This is a genomic window from Burkholderia pyrrocinia, assembly GCF_003330765.1.
Classification (GTDB): domain Bacteria; phylum Pseudomonadota; class Gammaproteobacteria; order Burkholderiales; family Burkholderiaceae; genus Burkholderia; species Burkholderia pyrrocinia_B.
On the sequence record NZ_CP024903.1, the window covers coordinates 1,926,784 to 1,944,981 of the forward strand.

Consider the following 18,198-nt stretch of genomic DNA (forward strand, 5'->3'; position numbering starts at 1 on the left):
CGCCTGCGCTCATGCGCTCACGCGAGGTGGTAGCGCAGCCAGAAGGTTTCGCGGCAGGCGTTGTCGAACGTCAGCCGCGACGGGCTGATCGGCTGCGCATCGGGATGGCGGAGCACGTCGTAGTCGATCCAGCATTCGGCGCATAGCAGGTCGGACGGCGCGCGGTCCTGCTCGACCGAGCGGCGCACGATCGCGCCATTGTCGAAACGGTATTCGGTTTCGTCGCGCATGACCTCGACAGCGTCGTCGGTCCAGCGGTCGTGCGACGTCGCGTGCGACACGATCGACACGGGGCCGGCGAGCCCGTGGATCGCGGCGACGTAGGAAATGAGATGGTCCATGGCGAGGCGGCGAACTGGCGGATGGCCGTTTCGCGCAACGCATGCTGCGCGAAACGGCCCGAGCGGCGAGTATAGCCGCGCAGGAATGACCTTGCCGCCGGCGGGGTTTCGCGCGCTACGCTTGCAGCGCGAGCAGCGCGAACGTCGCGAGCCAGTGCTCGCCCATGTAGTCGCCGGCCACGTGCGCGAGCGCGCTCGCGAGATGCCGGTCGGCCGCGTCGAGCAGCTTCGCGCGCCGCGCGTCGCCTTCCGGCAACGCGCCGGCCAGCGCACGCTGGCACCACGCGCGGCTCAGGTTCAGCCCGTCGAGGTGCGCGATCTTGCCGTCGCTGCGGTCGCTGACGGTCGCCGGTTCGAACAGCGTCGCCGGCTCGCCGCGCGCGAGATCGGGCAGGAAGCGCGCGAACCAGCCGTCGAATTCGGCCGGCGGGAGCACGCGCCGCATCAGCTCGGCCTCCATCAGCGCGGGCGACAGGAATTCGTCGCCCGACGGCTCCCATGCCTGGCACGCGACGTCGTTCAGGTGCCAGCGCTGCGCGGTATCGACGATCAGCGCCGCGAGCCCGTCGCGCTGCGTGTCGCGCGCGAAGTCGAGCGTGAGCGCCAGCGCGAACGCGGTGTTGAAGTGCGTGCCGACGCGCAGCGGATAGGTCGCTTTCGGCAGGAAGGTCTCGAAGCGCGATACGAACAGGTCGGTGAGCGGCGCCATCGTCTTCGCCCAGCGCGCGGCCTGCGGCAGCACGCCCTTCAGCGCGAGCCGCTCGAGCTGCGCGGCGAGCGCGAGCAGCCACGCCCAGCCGTACGGCCGCTCGAAGCCGCTGTTGTGCGGCAGCGCGAGATACGCGCGCTCGCCAGCGACGTTCGCGTCGGTGAAGTGCGCGTCGACGACGGCGACGATGCGTTCGGCCTCCGGCAGCGCCGGATAGCGTTCGAGCACGCGCAGCACGAGCCAGTAGCCGTGCACGCACGAGTGCCAGTCGTAGCTGCCGTAGAAGATCGGGTGCAGCGCACGCGGCCCCTGCACGTCGTGCGGGCCGGCGAGCGAATGCGTGAGCTTGTTCGGATATTCGCGGGTCAGGTGCGCGAGCGCGAGCGACGCGAATTTCGAGGCGAGTTCGGGCGTGAGTCGGTCGGTCATGGGCATCTCGTCCATCGAGTCAGAAGCGGAATACGAACGCGTACATCAGCAGCGTGTTCACGGCCAGCAGCAGCACGGCCGTCGGCCACTGCGCCTTGATCACGCCATTCTTGTCCTTCAGTTCGAGCAGCGCCGCCGGCACGATGTTGAAGTTCGCGGCCATCGGCGTCATCAGCGTACCGCAGAAGCCGCTCAGCATCCCGATCGCGCCGACGATCGCCGGGTTGCCGTGGAACTGCTGGACGATCAGCGGCAGGCCGATGCCGGCCGTCATCACGGGAAACGCGGCGAAGCCGTTGCCCATGATCATCGTGAACAGCGCCATGCCGACCGTGTAGGCCGCGACGACCGCGAACGGCGAATCGATCGGCACCCAGTCCTTCACGAGCCCCGACACCACGCCGCCGACACCCGCGACCGCGAACAGCGCGCCGAGCGCCGCGAGCATCTGCGGCAGGATCGCGGCCCAGCCGACCGCGTCCATCGTGTGGCGCGCCTCCCTCAGCGCATGCACGGGCGAATCGCGCAGCATCGCGAGCGCGACCCCGAACGCGACGATCGTGCCGAGCACGAGCGAGATCAGCGTCACGCTCTTCGGATCGACGAACGGCACGTGCTTCAGCGCGAACGTGCCGATCAGCGTGACGAGCGGGATCAGCAGCGCGGGCAGGAACAGCCGGTTGCCGAAGCGCTGCGCGAGGGTCTCGCGCCGCGCGGCCGCCGCTTCGCCGGCCTCGTCGGACTTGCCGCGCCCGAGCTTGCCCGAGCCGGCGATCACCGCGAGCGCGATCGCGAGGCATCCCGTCACGAAATGCGGCAGCAGCGCGCCGAACAGGAACGTGACCGCGTAGATCGCCCAGAACGCGAAATTGACGACGCGGCGCGGGTTCGTGCGGTCCGTCAGGTTGAAGCACGCGAACGCGGCGAACATCAGCCCCGCGAGCGTGTACAGCGATTCGAGGCCGATCATCGCGCGGCCTCCCGCTCCAGCAAGCCGAAGCCGCGCGCCAGCCGGCGGTCGAGCAGCGCGAGGCGCGCGCAGTGGATCAGCAGCGCGGCGATCGCGGTCGGGATCGCCCACACCGACAGGTGCAGCGGCTCGATGGAGATCCCGTTCTGCTCGAGAAAGCCCTTGATCAGCAGGATCGACTGGATCGCGATGAAGATGTCCTCGCCGAAGAACACGGCGACGTTGTCGACGCCCGACGCATGCGCGCGGATCTGCTGGCGCACCGACTCGGGCAGCTCGCCGTAGCGGTTGACGGCGGCGGCTTCGGCCATCGGCGCGATCAGCGGGCGCACCATCTGCGCATGGCCGCCGAGCGACGTGAGGCCGAGCGCGGCGGTCGCCTGGCGCAGCACGAAGTACAGCATCAGCACGCGGCCCGTGGTCGCCGCGTGCACGCGCGAGATCATCCGCTTCGCCTGCTCCTTGAGCCCGTTGCGCTCGAGCAGCGCGATCACCGGCAGCGTCAGCCAGATGAGCCCCATGTAGCGGTTTTCGGTGAACGCCTTGCCGAACGCGCTGACGATGTCGACGAGATTCATCCCGCCCGCCAGCCCCGTCGCAAGCCCCGCGATCGTGACCACGAGCAGCGCATTGAAGCGCAGCGCGAAACCGATCACGACGATCGGCACCCCAATCAGCACCAGCATTGCTCCTCCTTGTGTCGGACGCGCGGCACCGTGGCGCAGTGCCGCCTGCCCGGTTTCGACCGGGCTCGGATCGCGCAATCTAACACGAGATTTTATCGATAAAAAGTCGACAACTTGCCGCCTCGGGTAAACGTTGAAACACGCGGATACCGTGCACGGGCCGCGTGTCGGCGGCGTTTCATCGGAGGAATCGATGGCCGGCTGGCCCGCACGGGCGCGCCTGTTTCGACGCGCGGTTCCCCGCATTCGGGCGGGCGCCGACACGGGTCGCCGCGCGTGGCGAAGCCGTGGTGCGCCGACTAAACTGGAAAGCATCGGCAACGTTCGGGAGAGCCGCCATGATTGACGTATTCCAGACCATCGGCAGCCGCGCGTTCTCCGCTCATCTGGCGAAGGACGGGATGGTGACGCTGATGGAACAGCGCAATGAAGTCGACCGCGTGACGCTCGCCACCGCCTATGCGGCGCTTGTCGAGGAAGCCGAGCAGGAAACCGACCTGCTCGATGCGACGGTCGAAGGGATGATGCGCGCGCTGATCCAGGGGTACGCGCGCAGTCATTGACGGCGCGCCCTGCCGCGCCGCCAGGCGGCGGGCGTGCCCACCCCCGCGTCGAACCACCGGCCCGCGCGCAGCAGGCCGTAGTCGGCGCGCGTGAAGATCCTCAGCAGGTTCGATACCGCGCCCCCGACCATAGAGGAAACGCACTGAAACGGCGCGATGCGCAAATTTTTCGATTGCCGCCGCCCGCGCCGCATGACAGCATTCGGGGCGTCGCCAACCGAAAAGAATGCCGTGCCGTCCGGCCGCCGATGCCGCACGGCGGCGCCGAGCAGGCAACGCCTTCCATGAACCCGGCCCACCTCCAACATTACGAACCGACCGGAGAATTCCGCTTGTGAACATCGGCATCGTCAACGACCTCCCGCTTGCCGTCGAGGCGATGCGCCGCGCGATCGCGCAACGGCCCGAGCACCGCGTGCTGTGGGTCGCGACCGACGGCGCGCAGGCCGTCGAACTGTGCGCCGCGCAGCCGCCCGACGTCGTGCTGATGGATCTGGTCATGCCGAAATTCGACGGGATCGAAGCGACGCGGCGGATCATGCGATCCGAACGACCGTGCGCGATCCTGATCGTGACGAGCTGCATCGGCGCGAACGCGTGGCGCGTGTTCGAGGCGATGGGCGCCGGCGCGCTCGACGCGGTCGATACGCCGCGGCTCGGCGAAGGCGCGGCCGGCGACACGACCCGGCTGCTGCTCGCGAAGATCGACCAGATCGGCCGCCTGCTCGACGCGCCCGGCAGCACGCGCGTCGGCGGCACGGCCACCCGCGCCGGCGGCGGCCCGCTGGTCGCGATCGGCGCATCGGCCGGCGGCCCTGGCGCGCTCGCGTCGATCCTCGGCGGCCTGCCGGCCGATTTCAATGCACCGATCGTGATCGTGCAGCACGTCGACCGCGCGTTCGCCGAAGGCATGGCGCAATGGCTCGACGGCCAGACCCGGCTCGCGGTGCGCGTCGCGCGCGAAGGCGATCGCCCGCAGCCCGGCGTCGCGCTGCTCGCCGCGACCGACGATCACCTGCGCATCACGCGCGCCGGCACGCTCGAATACACGCGCGAGCCGGCCGCCACGCCGTATCGCCCGTCGGTCGACGTGTTCTTCAACAGCCTGACCGAGCACTGGCCCGGCCGCGTGATCGGCGTGCTGCTCACGGGGATGGGACGCGACGGCGCGATCGGCCTGAAGGCGCTGCGGATGAAGGGCTACCATACGATCGCGCAGGACGAGGCGACGAGCGCCGTGTACGGCATGCCGAAAGCGGCCGCGACGCTCGACGCGGCGCGCGCGATCCTGCCGCTCGGGCGCATCGCGGGCGAGCTGGCGGCGCTCTCCCGGATCTGAGCCCGATGAACCCGTGCAACACCCATGCCTGCCCTCGCCACCACCCGCATCGATCATGACTAGCGACCTCACTCGCCCGCCGGGCGGCCCGACCGCGCCGCCCGCCGACGTGCCGGCGATGGTGCTGCTGGTCGACGACCAGACGATCGTCGCGGAAGCCGTGCGGCGCGCGCTCGTCGACGAGGAAAGCATCGACTTCCACTACTGCCCGCGTTCGGACGACGCGATGGCCACCGCGATCGAGACGCGGCCGACCGTGATCCTGCAGGACCTCGTGATGCCCGGCACCGACGGTCTGAGCCTCGTGAAGGCGTACCGCGCGAATCCGGCGACGCGCGACGTGCCGATCATCGTGCTGTCGACGCAGGAAGAGCCCGTGATCAAGAGCGCCGCGTTCGCGGCCGGCGCGAACGACTACCTCGTGAAGCTGCCCGACCGCATCGAGCTCGTCGCGCGCATCCGCTACCACTCGCGCTCGTACATGAACCTGCTGCAACGCGACGAGGCCTATCGCGCGCTGCGGCAATCGCAGCAGCAGTTGCTCGAGGCCAATCTCGAACTGCGACGCCTCACGCACTCGGACGGCCTGACCGGGCTGTCGAACCGGCGCTATCTCGACGAATACCTGGCCGCCGAATGGCGGCGCGGCACGCGCGAGCGCAGCGAGCTGTCGCTGCTGATGATCGACGTCGACAATTTCAAGCTGTACAACGACACGTACGGACACGTGTCGGGCGACAGCGTGCTCAAGCAGATCGCGTCGACCATCGAGCGCTGTCTCGGCCAGTCGGGCGATCTCGCCGCGCGCTTCGGCGGCGAGGAGTTCGCGGTCGTGATGCCGGCCTCGTCGCCGGCCGCCGCGCGGCTGCTCGGCGAGAAGATCCGTCTCGCGGTCGCGGCGCTGCGGCTGCGGCACGCGCATTCGTCGACGGGCGACACCGTGACGATCAGCATCGGCGGCGCGACCATCGTGCCGGCGCCCGGCCTGCCGACGACCATGCTGATCGAGGCGGCCGACCGCGCGCTCTATCGCGCGAAGCACGCAGGCAAGAACCGCGTCGAGATCGATGCGACGCCGCCGGGCGCGGGCGGGTTCGGCGCGCCGCGCGGCGATTGAGCGAGCGCGCGGCGCTCACGCGGCGCCGAACCGGCGCGCGTAGTCGCTCGGGTCCAGCGGCCGGCTGAACAGATAGCCCTGCTGCATGTCGCAGCCGATCTGCTGCAGGAACCACGATTGCGCCTGCGTCTCGACGCCTTCGGCCGTGACCTTCATCCCGAGCGAATGCGCCATCGCGACGACGGCCTGCGTGATCGCGACCGAGTCGTGATGATCGGGCACGCCCGACACGAACGAACGGTCGACCTTCAGGTTGTGCAGCGGAAAGCGCTTCAGGTACGCGAGCGACGAATAGCCGGTGCCGAAATCGTCGACCGAGATCCGCACCTTCATGTCCGCGAGCGCTTCGAGCATCGGCAGCACGGTGTCCGTGTCGTTCATCAGCAGTCCTTCGGTGATCTCGAGTTCGAGCGCGGACGGATCGAGCCGCGTTTGCGCGAGACAGCGGCCGACCGATTCGACGAGCCCTTCATGGAACTGCCGCGGCGACAGGTTGACGGCCAGCACCAGGTCGGGCGCGATCGTACGGCGCCATTCGGCCGCCTGCCGGCAGGCGGTTTCGAGCACCCACTGGCCGATCGCGACGATCTGCCCCGTATCTTCCGCGACCGGAATGAATTCCGCCGGCGACATGGGCCCGAGTTCGGGGCTGGTCCAGCGCAGCAGCGCTTCGGCGCCGACCGTGCGGCCGCTGCGCGCATCGACGACCGGCTGATACGCGAGCCGCAGCATGTCCGACGCGAGCGCGCGCCGCAGCGACTGCTCGATCGCGAAGCGGCGCTGCAGCCGCAGGTTGAGCTGCGCGGTGAAGAACGTGAAGTGGTTGCGGCCGTGCTGCTTCGCGTCGTACATCGCCGAATCGGCGTTGCGCATCAGCGTCACGGCATCGTCGCCGTCGCGCGGCGCGACGCTGATCCCGATCGACACGCCGAGCCAGTACTCGTTGTTCGCGATCGCGAACGGCTTCGCGATCGCGTCGATCACCTCGCGCGCGAGCACCGCGAGACGATCGGGATCGTCGCAGTCTTCGACGAGGATCACGAACTCGTCGCCGCCGACGCGCGTGAGCGCGTGCCGGCCGCCCCCGCAAGCCGCCAGCCGTGCCGCGACGCTGCGCAGCAGCCCGTCGCCCGCGTCGTGGCCGGCCGTGTCGTTGACCTTCTTGAAACCGACGAGATCGATGAACAGAATCGCGACACGCGCGGGCCCGGCCGCCGCATCGTGCCCGCCGAACAGCTCGCGCATGCGGTCGCCGAGCCAGCGGCGGTTGTAGAGGCCCGTCAGCGCATCGCGCGTCGCCATGTAGCGCAACTGCTGCTGCGCTTCGCGCACGGGGCCGATATCGTTGAACGACACGAGCACCGAATCGGCCTGCGTCTCGCCCGGCTTCACGATCGGCACTGCGTTGCCGCGCACCCAGATGATGTCGCCGTCCGCGAGGCCGAAGCCGACCGTGTAGTCGAGCAGCGGCGTGGCCGTCTCGAGCGCGCGCCGGCTCGGCCAGTCGTCGGGCGCGATCGGCGTGCCGTCCTCGTGCAGCTTGCGCAGGATCACCGTCGACAGCCGGCGGCCGACGAGGTCGCCCTTGACGCGCATCATCCGGTTCGCGCTCGGGTTGCTCGCGACCACGACGCCGTCGCGCGACACGACGAGAATCCCTTCGTTCAGGCTGTTGACGACGAGCCGGTGATGTTCCTCGCTGCGCACGAGCTGCCGCGCGATCCGGTCCTGGTGCACCGCGAGGCCGACGCTGTTGCCGACATCGCGCAACAGTGCGGTTTCCTCGTCGCTCGGCCGGCGCGGCGTACGGTGATAGACGGCGAACGCGCCGAGCACGGCACCTGATTCGTCGAGGAACGGCACCGACCAGCACGCGCGCAGGCCCAGCGGCAACGCGATGGCACGGTAGTCGGCCCACAGCGGATCGGTTTCGATGTCCTCGACGGCGACCATCCGGCGCTCGTACATCGCCGTGCCGCACGAGCCCGCCGCGGGCCCGATCGACGCGCCGTCGATCGCGGCGCTGTACTGCGCGGGCAGCGATGGCGCCGCGCCGACACGCACGTGCACGCCGTCCGGATCGAGCAGCAGGATCGTGCACGATGCGCCGTCGCCGAGCAAAGTCTCGGCGCGCCGGCAGACCTCGATCAGCAGTTCCGGCAGCGGTGTGTTGCGCGTGATCAGCCTCAGCACGCTTTGCTCGGACGCGAGTACTTCGGCCGCGAGGCCGAGGCTGTAACGAGAACTTTGCGGTTCGGTATTCAAGATGAATCCTGCCGTCCGTCCGATCGGGTCTGATGCGCCCGATTCGTTATCGATCCTTCGTGCCGTTTTTCGCTCCGGGTTTACGCCGATGCCCGGTGCGCCCCGTTTGCGCGCCGTGCCAAGGCGTGCCGAAATACATTTAACACCAATCCGTGACGCCCCGCGCATCCGCGCGCATCAGGGCTTACGCGCGGTCGCCGCGCCGCTTGCACGCGGCAGTCAGCCTATCGAAAGGTTCGCATGCCGCGCGACGGCATCGGTCTCATCGGCGCGCACCCTTCGAAATCGATTCGTCGGATTGTGACAGCGCCCTGCTTCGTTCCCGCGTCAATCGTCCGCGCCAGGATGCGCGCGCGTCACGGCCTTCAGCGCATCGATCGCGGCCGCGACCGACACGCTCGCGGGCGCCGCATACAGCGCGCCGACCGTGTCGGGCATCGTCGACAGTTTCAGCGGCAACCGGCCGACGCGCTCGCCCGCACGGATGGCCAGGTCGAACGCGCGGGCCGACTGCACGAACAGGCAGGGCGACTGTTCGGCGACCGCGCGGTTGGTCTGCCACGACACCGATTCCATCAGCACGGACGGCGGCGGCAGGCCCGCCTTCGCGAACTCGGCGTCCAGCGCCGTGCGGGCGGGCGACCCGAGCGGCGGCGCGATCCACGGAAACGCCGCCGCGTCGCGCCACCCGATCCGCGCGCGCCGGAGCAACGGATGGCGCGGCCCGCACACGACGATCATGTCGTCGCGGTACAGCGGCGCGACGTCGAGCCCCGCGCGCAGCGTCGACGCATCGAGCCGGCACACGAGCAGGTCGAGCTCGCGGCGCTGCGCCTGCGCGAGCATCCGGTCGAGCGTGTCCTCGCGCACGTTGAGCTGCACGGGGCGGCCGGCCTCCCGCAGCCACGCCAGCGCGCCCGGAATCAGTTGCGGCGCCATGTTCGGCAGCAGGCCGATCGACACCGGGCGGCCGGCGCCCGTCCGCAATGCGTCGAACGCGGGTGCGACGCCGCGCATGTCGGTCAGCACGCGGCCGATGCATTCGAGCAGCGCATCACCATAGGGCGTCGGCGCGACACGCCGCGACGTGCGCTCGAACAGCGGCAGGCCGAGCGATTCCTCGAGCTCGCGCAGCCATTTCGACAGCGCGGGCTGCGTGATCGACGCGGCCTCGGCCGTGCGCGCGAAGCTGCGCGTGCGCCCAAGCGTGTCGAGCGTTTCCATGTCGCGCACGCGCAACCGGCGCAGCGCCTGCGCGATGCGCTGCTCGTGGGCCGGCGCGCCGGGCGGCGCGAGCGATTCCGGCCGCGTGCGGCCGGTCGGACCGCGTGGGTCGAGGGTCACGGGCGTCTCCGTCATTCATGTTCAGCAGGTTATCGATCGATCCCGATCTTTCATCGATCGATACGCGATCCTGCCGCATAGTCGTCGACATGAAAACCCCCGGCACGAGCCGGCATGACCAGGAGACAGCCGACGTGAAAGACGATCAGGACACCCCCGCCGCCGCCGAGCCCACCGCGCGGCGCCAGTTCCTCAAGCTGGCCGGCGCGGCGGTCGCGTCGGCCGGCTTCGGCGCCGATGCGCTGGCCGCGAACCCGCCGCCGGCCGCACCCGCCGCCGGCGTCGCGACTGTCGATCCGGCGCCCGCGTTCCACGGCGCGGCGACCGCGCCGGCCGCACCGCCCGCCGGCTACAACATCCTGTTCATCCTGACCGACCAGGAGCGCCACTTCGACCGCTGGCCGTTCCCCGTGCCAGGCCGCGAAGCGCTGCGCCGCGACGGCATCACGTTCATGCACCACCAGATCGCCGCGTGCGTGTGTTCGCCGTCCCGCTCGACGGTCTACACGGGGCAGCACATCCAGCACACGGGCGTGCTCGACAACGCGGGCGTGCCCTGGCAGAAGGACATGTCGCCGGACGTGCGCACCGTCGGCCACATGCTGCGCGACGCCGGCTACTACGCCGCGTATCTCGGCAAGTGGCACCTGAGCGCGTCGCTGCACGAAACCGCAAGCCCGTACACCGCGCCCGTGGCCGACTACAACCGCACGATCCGTTCGTACGGCTTCGACGACTATTTCGGCGTGGGCGACCTGATCGGGATGGTGCGCGGCGGCTACCAGTACGACGGGATCACGACCGAGGCCGCGGTGAGCTGGATGCGCAACCATGCGCCGCGCCTCGCGAAGGAAGGCACGCCGTGGTTCCTCGCGGTGAATCTCGTGAACCCGCACGACGCGATGTTCGTGAACACCGACACGAACGGCTCGACGGTGCAGGACGCGAACCACCCGATGCTCGGCAACGCGCCGCCGCCAGGCGACGCGCTGTACCGCACGTCGTGGCGCGACGTGCCGCTCGCGGCGTCGCGGCGGCAGCCGTACGACGAACCGGGGCGGCCGCCCGCGCACGGGATGTTCGACGCCGCGCATGCAAATCTGGTCGGGCGCTACCCGTTCACCGACGAACGCGTGCGCATCTATCAGGACAACTACTTCAACTGCATCCGCGACTGCGACACGCACGTCGTGCGCCTGCTGCAATCGCTGCAGTCGCTCGGCCTCGACGAACGCACGATCGTCGTGATGACGGCCGACCACGGCGACCACGTCGGCGCACACCAGCTCGTCGGCAAGGGCGCGACCGCGTACCAGCCGCAGAACCACGTGCCGCTCGTGATCCGCCATCCTGCATATCCGGGCGGCATGCAGTGCGATGCGCTGACGTCGCACATCGACATCGCGCCGACGCTGCTCGGGCTCACCGGCCTCGACGATGCGCGCATCGCGTCGATCCGCGGCAGCGCGCTGAAGGGGCACGACCTCACGCGCTGGCTCGCGAAGCCGGTCGACGCGAAGCGGCACGCGGCACGCGACGCGACGCTGTTCAACTACGCGATGCTGCTGTACTACGACAGCGAATGGATGCTGAAGGAGCTCACCGCGCTGCGGCAGAAAGGCGTGCCCGAGGACGAGCTGCTGCGCCGCGCGCTCGCGCAGCAGCCGGATTTCCGGTTGCGCGGCACGATTCGCAGCGTGTTCGACGGCCGCTACCGGTTCACGCGCTATTTCTCGCCGCTCGAATTCAACCGGCCGACCACGCTCGAGGATCTGTTCGCGCGCAACGACGTCGAGCTGTTCGACCTCGCGGGCGATCCGGACGAGATGCGCAATCTCGCGACCGACCGCAAGCGGCACGGCGAACTGCTGCTCGCGATGAACGGCCGCCTGAACGACCTGATCGCGAGCGAAGTCGGCGACGACAGCCCCGACGTGATGCCGATCCGCGACGGGAAGGTGCAGGTGCAGATCCGCAAGCGGCACTGACGGCCTGGACGCATTCGGCTGCGGCGCGCCGCCCGTCAATCCTTCCGGATGTGTTCGGCCAGAAAGTCGATCAGCAGGCGCACGCGCGGCAGCAGCCCGCGCCGCGACGGAAACACCGCGTGCATCACGCCACCCTTCGGCACCCATCCGGGCAGCACGTCGACCAGCGTGCCGTTGCGCAGGTCGTCCTCGACGACCATGCACGGCAGTTGCACGATGCCGACACCGTGTATCGCCGCGTCGCGCAGCGCGTGCATGTCGTCGGTGATGAAGCGCGGATGATGGCGCAACTGCGCGTGCTCGCCGTTCGGCCCGACCAGTTGCCACACGTGATGCCGCGCCGGCCCCCAGTCGAGGCTCGGCGCGCCGGCCAGCTCGGCCGGGTCTGACAGCGCGGCACGCCCGTCCAGCCGTTGCGGCGCGGCCACCAGCCGCTGCGGGCTGTCGCCGAGGATGCGCATCACGAGATCGCTGTCCTCCAGTGGTGGAAAGCGCACGCGCAGCGCGAGGTCGAACCCTTCGCTCAGCAGGTCGACACGGCGGTTCGTTGCCTCGAGATGCACGTGCACCTGCGGATGAATCGCCATGAAACGCGCGACCAGTTCGCTCACGCGATATTCGAGCAGCGCGGTCGGGCAGCTCACGCGGACGATGCCGCGCGGCTCCGCGTGCCGGCGCTCGATCACCTCGCGCGCGGCGTCGGCTTCGACCAGCACGGCGAGACAGCGCTCGTAGAATTCGCGCCCCGTTTCCGTGACCGTGAAATGACGCGTCGTGCGCTGCAGCAGCCGCACATCGTACTTCGCTTCCAGCGCCGCGATGCGCCGGCTCAGCGTCGATTTCGGGACATCCAGCGCGCGCCCGGCCTGCGTGAACCCGCCATGCTCGACCACCTTCACGAAATAGTAGAGGTCGTTCAGGTCATCCATGATTGTTCCACTCATAGAACACTGACGGCATTTTAAGGGACTGGAACGCCGGTTGTTGCACGAATAGCATCCCGTCTCGACGTGGATCGATGTTGTCGCGGCGGCCGGGAATTTTTTGGTCGGCTCCGCCGGCCGCTCGACCGATCCATCGAGTCTGGAACTCCCCTTCACTTCGTGCACTGTCTCTGGAGGCAACCATGGCAAGCGAACCGATTCGCGACCCCGCGAACGACCACCTGCTCACCCCGCAGAACGCGGCGTTCATCGTCATCGATTACCAGCCGGTCCAGGTGAACTCCATCGCGTCGATGGATCGCCAACTGCTGATCAACAACATCGTCGGCGCGTCGAAGGCGGCCGTTGCGTATAACCTGCCGATCGTCCATTCGACCGTCAACGTGAAGACCGGCCTGAACAAGCCGCCGATTCCGCAACTGCGCGCGGCGCTCGAAGGTTATCCGACCTACGATCGCACGAGCATCAACTCGTGGGAAGACGTCGAGTTCCGCAAAGCCGTCGAGGCGACCGGCCGCAAGAAGCTGATCATGACCGCGCTGTGGACCGAAGCGTGCCTGACGTTCCCGGCGCTCGACGCGCTGAAGGCCGGCTACGAGGTGTACGTGGTCGTCGATGCGGTCGGCGGCACGTCGGTCGCCGCGCACGAAGCCGCGCTGCGCCGCATCGAGCAGGCCGGCGGCCAGATGATCAGCGTCGTGCAACTGTTCTGCGAATTGCAGCGCGACTGGGCGCGCAGCGCCACCGTGCCGGCATTCATCAACCTGTTCATCGAAACCGGCGGCACGGCCGGCATCCAGTTCTCGTACGACAAGAGCTGACCGGCCCGGCGCGCGCGGCCGCCGGTATTTGCCGTCCGGCGGCGCGCCCTTGCCCCTCTTCCCGTTCCGGCGCTACCCGGACAATATCGCGGCCGGCCACGCCGCGTTTTCGTATCCGTGATTCAATGTCGTTCGAACCGGCGTCGCGCATTCCGGCGGCACGGAGATTGGTGTCCTCATCGAACGACCTTCACGGAATCCCATGACGAACCCCACCGAAATCAAGGCGCTCGTTTTCGATGTCTTCGGCACGATCGTCGACTGGAGAAGCGGCGTCGCACGCGGCGCCGCCGCGTTCCTCGAACGCCACGCGCCGGCGCTCGATCCGTTCGAGTTCGCCGATGCGTGGCGCGCCGAATATTCGCCGTCGATGGAAGAAATCCGCAGCGGGCGCCGCCGCTACGTGCGGCTCGACGTGCTGCACCGCGAGAACCTCGTCCGCACGCTCGACCGCTACGGGATCGTCGACGTGCCCGACGCCGACATCGATGCGCTCAACCTCGCGTGGCACAGCCTCGACCCGTGGCCCGACGCCGTCGCCGCGCTGCACCGGCTGAAGCGGCGCTTCATCATCGCGCCGCTGTCGAACGGCAACATCCGGCTGATAGTCGACGTCGCGAAACGCGCCGGGCTGCCGTGGGACGCGATTCTCGGCGCCGAAGTCGTTCGCGCGTACAAGCCGTCGCCGCAGGTGTACAGCGACACGGTCGAGATTCTCGGCGTCGCGCCGGCCGAGCTGTGCCTGGTCGCGGCCCACAACGGCGATCTCGCCGCCGCGCGCCGGCTCGGGCTGTCGACCGCGTTCGTGCTGCGGCCGACCGAACACGGGCCCGGCCAGACGACCGACCTGCAAGCCGACGATGCGTGGGACTTCGACGTCAAGGACCTGAACGAACTCGCGGATCGGCTCGGTTGCCCGGGGTGAGCGCCGGCTGCGCGGCATGCCCCTTTGCCGCACTTGCGAGGCGCCGCCAGTTGCGCGCTGCATACCGGTGGGCCTGCTGCAGCGCCAGCCACAGGCCGATCTGCCGAACCGGCTTGAAGATGCCGCGCGCGCTGAACACAGTCCGCCGCTCGACGCGCGTCTTGCCGCCTTCGACGGGCGTCAGCGTGAATTCGTCCTCGAGCAGGCCGACCCAGTCGCGGCACCATACCGTCGACGACACCATCCGGTAACGCAGCCGACGATTCTCGTCGAGCACGAGAATCCGCTGGTCGATGGTGCCGCGATCGGTCGTGCACTGCCGCGTGTTGCCGACCGCCGGCGTGCCTTCGAGCACGCGGCAACTGACCGGCTTCGGCACGCCGAGGCGGAACAGCAACGGCCGCGTGTCGTCCATCCGGGCATGGAGGAAATGCGGCCACACATGCTCGGGACGGCAATCGAACGTCCACTGCGATCGAATTTCCACGACACTCTCCTGGCGGCTGCCGGTGCGCACATGATGGCACAGGCGCGGCGCCGCCGCGCCAGTCAAAGCGCCCCGCCATCCGGCCAATGCTTCCAGTGCGTATTCGGCTCGGCCGAAGGCCGATATCGCGAAGGATCGCCGGTTACCAGTACGTCCGCGAGGGACCGGAAGGTTGCATTGCCACCGGGGGTCTCCCCATTCACCACGTCCGGGTGACGCCATTCGTCAAGCTGCAGGATCTTCGCGCACTCGACGGGAACACATCCGCGCTGCTCGGCCACCGTGGCCAGCACGCTGTCGCGCGCGATGGCCGCGAGGAAACGACAGAATTCGAACACGCGCACGGCGGGCGACTCAAGCAGAACGATGCCATGGCCGGCGTACTCGTCCAGTCGAGGCACATTCATCCGCTCGCCGCGCACCCTGACCGAGTGCCGGCCTTCCGCCACATACTCCTTGTAGTCGCCCATCCAGTCCCCTTCGTCGACGGGAAAAACGAACACGGATTCGTTATGCGCATTGGCTGCCAGCCACGTCCGGTACGCCTCTTCGTTGACGAACTGCTGCCGCGACCTTTGCCGGTTCAGACGGCTTCCGAATGTGTAAATGTGCGTGTCGGGCATGCCTGCTCTCGGCGAATAGCCGAACACCTCCATCACGAGTGCCCAATCCTCCAGCGAGCGGTAAAGCGACAACCGGGTTGCCGCCAGGTACACGTAACCGTTGTCCAGCATGGGAAATACGTACTGACCGCAGCAATCGTCCAGTACGGACAAAATTTTTCCGATGTCGAAATTCATGCCTTTCCCGCTCCGTTTGCATCCGTGACGAACCGCAACACCCCCGACTCCCCCATCAGCAATTCCCGATTCGCGTCCGCCGCCGCACGCAGGTAATCCCACAGCGCGGTCACGCGCCGCAGCTTGCGCAGATCCTCGCGGCACGTCAGCCAGAAGCACCGCGTGACGACCACGTCGTCCGGCAGCACGGGCACCAGCGCCGGCTGCGTGGCCGCCATGAAGCACGGCAGGATCGCGAGCCCGCCGCCCTGCAGCGCCGCGAAAACCTGCGCGATCACGCTCGTCGTGCGCAGCCCGGCCGTCGCGCCCGGCACCGCGCGCTCGAGGTACAGCAACTCGCTGCTGAACGCGAGATCGTCGACGTAGCTGATGAACGCATGCTGCGCGAGATCGTCCGTGCACGTGATCGGCGCATGGTTCGCGAGATAGTCGCGCGTCGCATAGAGCCGCAACTGGTAGTCGCACAGCTTCGTGACCACATAGGGCCCGCGATCGGGCCGCTCGAGCGTGATCGCCAGGTCGGCCTCGCGCTTCGGCAGGTTGACGAAATGCGGGACCGGCAGCAGGTCGACCGTCACGTGCGGATGCGCGGCGCGAAACCGCGCGAGCTGCGGCGCCAGGAAAAAACAGCCGAACCCCTCGGTCGACCCGATCCGCACGTGGCCCGACAGCGCCGCGCCCGTGTTCGCGACCTGGTCGCACGCGGACTGCACGGTCGTCTCCATCGCGTCCGCGTACGCGACGAGCCGCTGCCCTTCGGCCGTCAGCGTGAAGCCGCCGGAGCGCGACTTGTCGAACAGCAGCGTGCCCATCGCGGCCTCGAGCGCGCGAATGCGCCGCGCGACGGTCGTGTAGTCGACACCAAGCCGCTTCGCGGCGCCGCTCGCGCGCTGCGTGCGCGCGACTTCGAGGAAGAAACGCAGGTCGTCCCAGTTGAGGTTGCCGGAAACCGGCTCGGTGGCATGTCGCATCGGCGAGGAAAAAGGGCTGGAATCTCCGGGCCGGCCGTCGATATGCATAAATGCATATCCAACCGGTTTCTTTGTCGCTACATCATGAATCTGCGCATAACTATACTCGACCGTGACCTGCGGACCACGAGCCGCGGCACCCACCACGGAGACACCATGCAGACGCGATCCACCCTCGATGAGCATGCGACAGTCGCGACGCCGGCACCCGCCCGCACCGCGAAGCACTACCTGCTGGCCGGCTGGGCCAGCATGGCCGGCACGACGATCGAGTGGTACGACTTCTTCCTCTACGGCACGGCCGCCGCGCTCGTATTCAACCGCATCTTCTTCCCGTCGCTGGACCCCGTCGTCGGCACGCTCGCCGCGTTCGGCACGTTCGCGGTCGGCTTCATCGGCCGGCCGATGGGCGGCATCGTGTTCGGCCACTTCGGCGACCGGATCGGCCGCAAGTCGATGCTGATGATCACGCTGCTGCTGATGGGCGTGCCGAGCATGATCATCGGGCTGATCCCGTCGTACGACAGCATCGGCTACTGGGCCGCCGCGCTGCTGATCGCGATGCGCTTCCTGCAGGGGATGGCCGTCGGCGGCGAATGGGGCGGCGCGGTGCTGATGGCCGTCGAACACGCGCCGAAGGGCCGCAAGGGGCTGTTCGGCAGCCTGCCGCAGACGGGCGTCGGGCTCGGCCTGATCCTGTCGTCGGTCGCGATGGCCGCGGTGGCCGCGCTGCCGGAAGCCGACATGCTGTCGTGGGGCTGGCGCGTGCCGTTCCTCGCGAGCATCGCGCTGGTCGGCCTCGGCTGGTTCATCCGCGCGAAGGTGCCCGAATCGCCCGACTTCGAGAAGATGCAGCGCCAGGGCAAGGCCGAGAAATCGCCCGTGATGGCCGCGCTGCGCCGCCACCCGCGCGAGGTGCTGACGATCGTCGGCGCGCGCGCCGCCGAAAATACCTGGTTCTACATGGTCGTCACGTTCGCGCTCGCTTACGCGACGCAGCAGCTTCATCTGCCGAAGGCCGAGATGCTGCACGCGATCACGGCCGGCGCCGCGCTGTCGCTCGTCACGATGCCGCTGTGCGGCCACCTGAGCGACAAGATCGGCCAGCGCCGGATGTTCGCGATCGGCCTCGTGCTGATGTGCGCGTTCGCCGCGCCGTTCTTCATGATGCTCGGCACGCAGCAGACGTCGTACGCATGGTGGGCGATCGTGCTCGGCCTCGGCGTCGTGTTCCCGATCCTCTACGCGCCCGAATCGCTGCTGTTCGCACAGCAGTTCCCGGCGGAAATCCGCTACAGCGGCATCTCGCTGTCGGTGCAGTTGGCCGGCGTGATCGGCGGCGGCTTCGCGCCGATGATCGCGACGTCGCTGCTCAAGGTCGGCGGCGGCCAACCCCATTACGTGATCGCGTACCTCGTCGGCTTCGGCGTGTTCGCGCTCGCGTGTACCGCGCTGATGCGTCCGGCGCGCGCCTGAGCGCGCCGGTCGGTATTCGATCG

17 protein-coding genes are annotated in these 18,198 nt (G+C 68.7%); 7 read left to right on the top strand and 10 right to left on the bottom strand.

What is annotated here, in order from left to right; all coding sequences use genetic code 11:
• Positions 1–17: 17 nt before the first annotated feature.
• From CUJ89_RS26215 to CUJ89_RS26230, 4 genes are all read right to left on the bottom strand, one after another.
• Positions 18–341, bottom strand: coding sequence for a hypothetical protein (locus CUJ89_RS26215; RefSeq protein ID WP_114180268.1), 324 nt, complete (start codon positions 339–341; stop codon positions 18–20).
• A 115-nt stretch (positions 342–456) separates the two neighbouring features.
• Positions 457–1,479: a DUF2891 domain-containing protein gene (locus tag CUJ89_RS26220; protein ID WP_114181565.1), complete on the bottom strand. Its 1,023-nt coding sequence runs from the start codon at positions 1,477–1,479 to the stop codon at positions 457–459.
• A 19-nt stretch (positions 1,480–1,498) separates the two neighbouring features.
• Positions 1,499–2,449, bottom strand: coding sequence for a DUF979 domain-containing protein (locus CUJ89_RS26225; protein WP_114180269.1), 951 nt, complete (start codon positions 2,447–2,449; stop codon positions 1,499–1,501).
• A complete protein-coding gene (locus CUJ89_RS26230; protein ID WP_114180270.1) occupies positions 2,446–3,135 on the bottom strand; it encodes a DUF969 domain-containing protein in 690 nt (229 codons plus the stop codon). Before CUJ89_RS26230 ends, CUJ89_RS26225 begins: the two co-directional genes overlap by 4 nt.
• Positions 3,136–3,473: 338 nt before the next feature.
• On the opposite strand from CUJ89_RS26230, the gene CUJ89_RS26235 reads away from it, so the two are divergent.
• From CUJ89_RS26235 to CUJ89_RS26245, 3 genes are all read left to right on the top strand, one after another.
• The gene (locus CUJ89_RS26235; protein ID WP_114180271.1) at positions 3,474–3,698 is read left to right on the top strand and encodes a hypothetical protein; all 225 of its coding nucleotides are present in this window, start codon (positions 3,474–3,476) and stop codon (positions 3,696–3,698) included.
• A gap of 334 nt (positions 3,699–4,032) precedes the next feature.
• Positions 4,033–5,037 (top strand): chemotaxis response regulator protein-glutamate methylesterase, encoded by a 1,005-nt coding sequence (locus CUJ89_RS26240; protein WP_114180272.1) that lies wholly within the window; start codon positions 4,033–4,035, stop codon positions 5,035–5,037.
• 55 nt (positions 5,038–5,092) lie between these two features.
• Positions 5,093–6,154, top strand: coding sequence for a diguanylate cyclase domain-containing protein (locus CUJ89_RS26245; protein ID WP_114180273.1), 1,062 nt, complete (start codon positions 5,093–5,095; stop codon positions 6,152–6,154).
• A 15-nt stretch (positions 6,155–6,169) separates the two neighbouring features.
• Here CUJ89_RS26245 and CUJ89_RS26250 read toward each other — a convergent pair whose 3' ends face one another.
• Positions 6,170–8,419, bottom strand: a complete 2,250-nt coding sequence (locus CUJ89_RS26250) for a putative bifunctional diguanylate cyclase/phosphodiesterase (RefSeq protein WP_114180274.1) — start codon at positions 8,417–8,419, stop codon at positions 6,170–6,172.
• A gap of 327 nt (positions 8,420–8,746) precedes the next feature.
• Positions 8,747–9,763: a LysR substrate-binding domain-containing protein gene (locus tag CUJ89_RS26255; RefSeq protein WP_114181566.1), complete on the bottom strand. Its 1,017-nt coding sequence runs from the start codon at positions 9,761–9,763 to the stop codon at positions 8,747–8,749.
• A 134-nt stretch (positions 9,764–9,897) separates the two neighbouring features.
• Here CUJ89_RS26255 and CUJ89_RS26260 point away from each other — a divergent pair, with 134 nt between their 5' ends.
• Positions 9,898–11,751 carry a sulfatase-like hydrolase/transferase gene (locus CUJ89_RS26260; protein ID WP_114181567.1) on the top strand — a complete coding sequence of 618 codons (1,854 nt, stop codon included), beginning with the start codon at positions 9,898–9,900 and terminating at the stop codon, positions 11,749–11,751.
• Between the two features lie 35 nt (positions 11,752–11,786).
• Here CUJ89_RS26260 and CUJ89_RS26265 read toward each other — a convergent pair whose 3' ends face one another.
• Positions 11,787–12,680: a LysR substrate-binding domain-containing protein gene (locus CUJ89_RS26265; RefSeq protein ID WP_114180275.1), complete on the bottom strand. Its 894-nt coding sequence runs from the start codon at positions 12,678–12,680 to the stop codon at positions 11,787–11,789.
• A gap of 197 nt (positions 12,681–12,877) precedes the next feature.
• Here CUJ89_RS26265 and CUJ89_RS26270 point away from each other — a divergent pair, with 197 nt between their 5' ends.
• A complete protein-coding gene (locus CUJ89_RS26270; RefSeq protein ID WP_114180276.1) occupies positions 12,878–13,516 on the top strand; it encodes a hydrolase in 639 nt (212 codons plus the stop codon).
• Between the two features lie 202 nt (positions 13,517–13,718).
• Complete coding sequence (locus CUJ89_RS26275) at positions 13,719–14,441, top strand: haloacid dehalogenase type II (RefSeq protein WP_114180277.1); 723 nt, start codon at positions 13,719–13,721, stop codon at positions 14,439–14,441.
• Here the strand turns inward: CUJ89_RS26275 and CUJ89_RS26280 are convergent.
• The 3 genes from CUJ89_RS26280 to CUJ89_RS26290 form a co-directional block, all read right to left on the bottom strand.
• Entirely contained in the window at positions 14,395–14,928 is a 534-nt protein-coding gene (locus CUJ89_RS26280) for an SRPBCC family protein (protein ID WP_201752334.1), read from the bottom strand. The two genes, CUJ89_RS26275 and CUJ89_RS26280, sit on opposite strands and share 47 nt — an antisense overlap.
• A gap of 62 nt (positions 14,929–14,990) precedes the next feature.
• A complete protein-coding gene (locus CUJ89_RS26285) occupies positions 14,991–15,728 on the bottom strand; it encodes a DUF7003 family protein (protein ID WP_114180278.1) in 738 nt (245 codons plus the stop codon).
• On the bottom strand, positions 15,725–16,699 hold the full coding sequence (locus tag CUJ89_RS26290) for a LysR family transcriptional regulator (protein WP_114180279.1): 975 nt from the start codon (positions 16,697–16,699) through the stop codon (positions 15,725–15,727). The genes CUJ89_RS26285 and CUJ89_RS26290 overlap by 4 nt, the downstream gene beginning before the upstream one ends.
• Positions 16,700–16,855: 156 nt before the next feature.
• Here CUJ89_RS26290 and CUJ89_RS26295 point away from each other — a divergent pair, with 156 nt between their 5' ends.
• Positions 16,856–18,175 carry an MFS transporter gene (locus tag CUJ89_RS26295; protein WP_114180280.1) on the top strand — a complete coding sequence of 440 codons (1,320 nt, stop codon included), beginning with the start codon at positions 16,856–16,858 and terminating at the stop codon, positions 18,173–18,175.
• Positions 18,176–18,198: the final 23 nt, after the last annotated feature.

Coding starts and splice junctions, on each gene's coding strand:
- CUJ89_RS26295 (WP_114180280.1), top strand. CDS start 16,856: ATGCAGACGCGATCCACCCTCGATGAGCATGCGACAGTCGCGACGCCG.
- CUJ89_RS26270 (WP_114180276.1), top strand. CDS start 12,878: ATGGCAAGCGAACCGATTCGCGACCCCGCGAACGACCACCTGCTCACC.
- CUJ89_RS26220 (WP_114181565.1), bottom strand. CDS start 1,479: ATGACCGACCGACTCACGCCCGAACTCGCCTCGAAATTCGCGTCGCTC.
- CUJ89_RS26285 (WP_114180278.1), bottom strand. CDS start 15,728: ATGAATTTCGACATCGGAAAAATTTTGTCCGTACTGGACGATTGCTGC.
- CUJ89_RS26230 (WP_114180270.1), bottom strand. CDS start 3,135: ATGCTGGTGCTGATTGGGGTGCCGATCGTCGTGATCGGTTTCGCGCTG.
- CUJ89_RS26245 (WP_114180273.1), top strand. CDS start 5,093: ATGACTAGCGACCTCACTCGCCCGCCGGGCGGCCCGACCGCGCCGCCC.
- CUJ89_RS26215 (WP_114180268.1), bottom strand. CDS start 341: ATGGACCATCTCATTTCCTACGTCGCCGCGATCCACGGGCTCGCCGGC.
- CUJ89_RS26275 (WP_114180277.1), top strand. CDS start 13,719: ATGACGAACCCCACCGAAATCAAGGCGCTCGTTTTCGATGTCTTCGGC.
- CUJ89_RS26265 (WP_114180275.1), bottom strand. CDS start 12,680: ATGGATGACCTGAACGACCTCTACTATTTCGTGAAGGTGGTCGAGCAT.
- CUJ89_RS26235 (WP_114180271.1), top strand. CDS start 3,474: ATGATTGACGTATTCCAGACCATCGGCAGCCGCGCGTTCTCCGCTCAT.
- CUJ89_RS26290 (WP_114180279.1), bottom strand. CDS start 16,699: ATGCGACATGCCACCGAGCCGGTTTCCGGCAACCTCAACTGGGACGAC.
- CUJ89_RS26225 (WP_114180269.1), bottom strand. CDS start 2,449: ATGATCGGCCTCGAATCGCTGTACACGCTCGCGGGGCTGATGTTCGCC.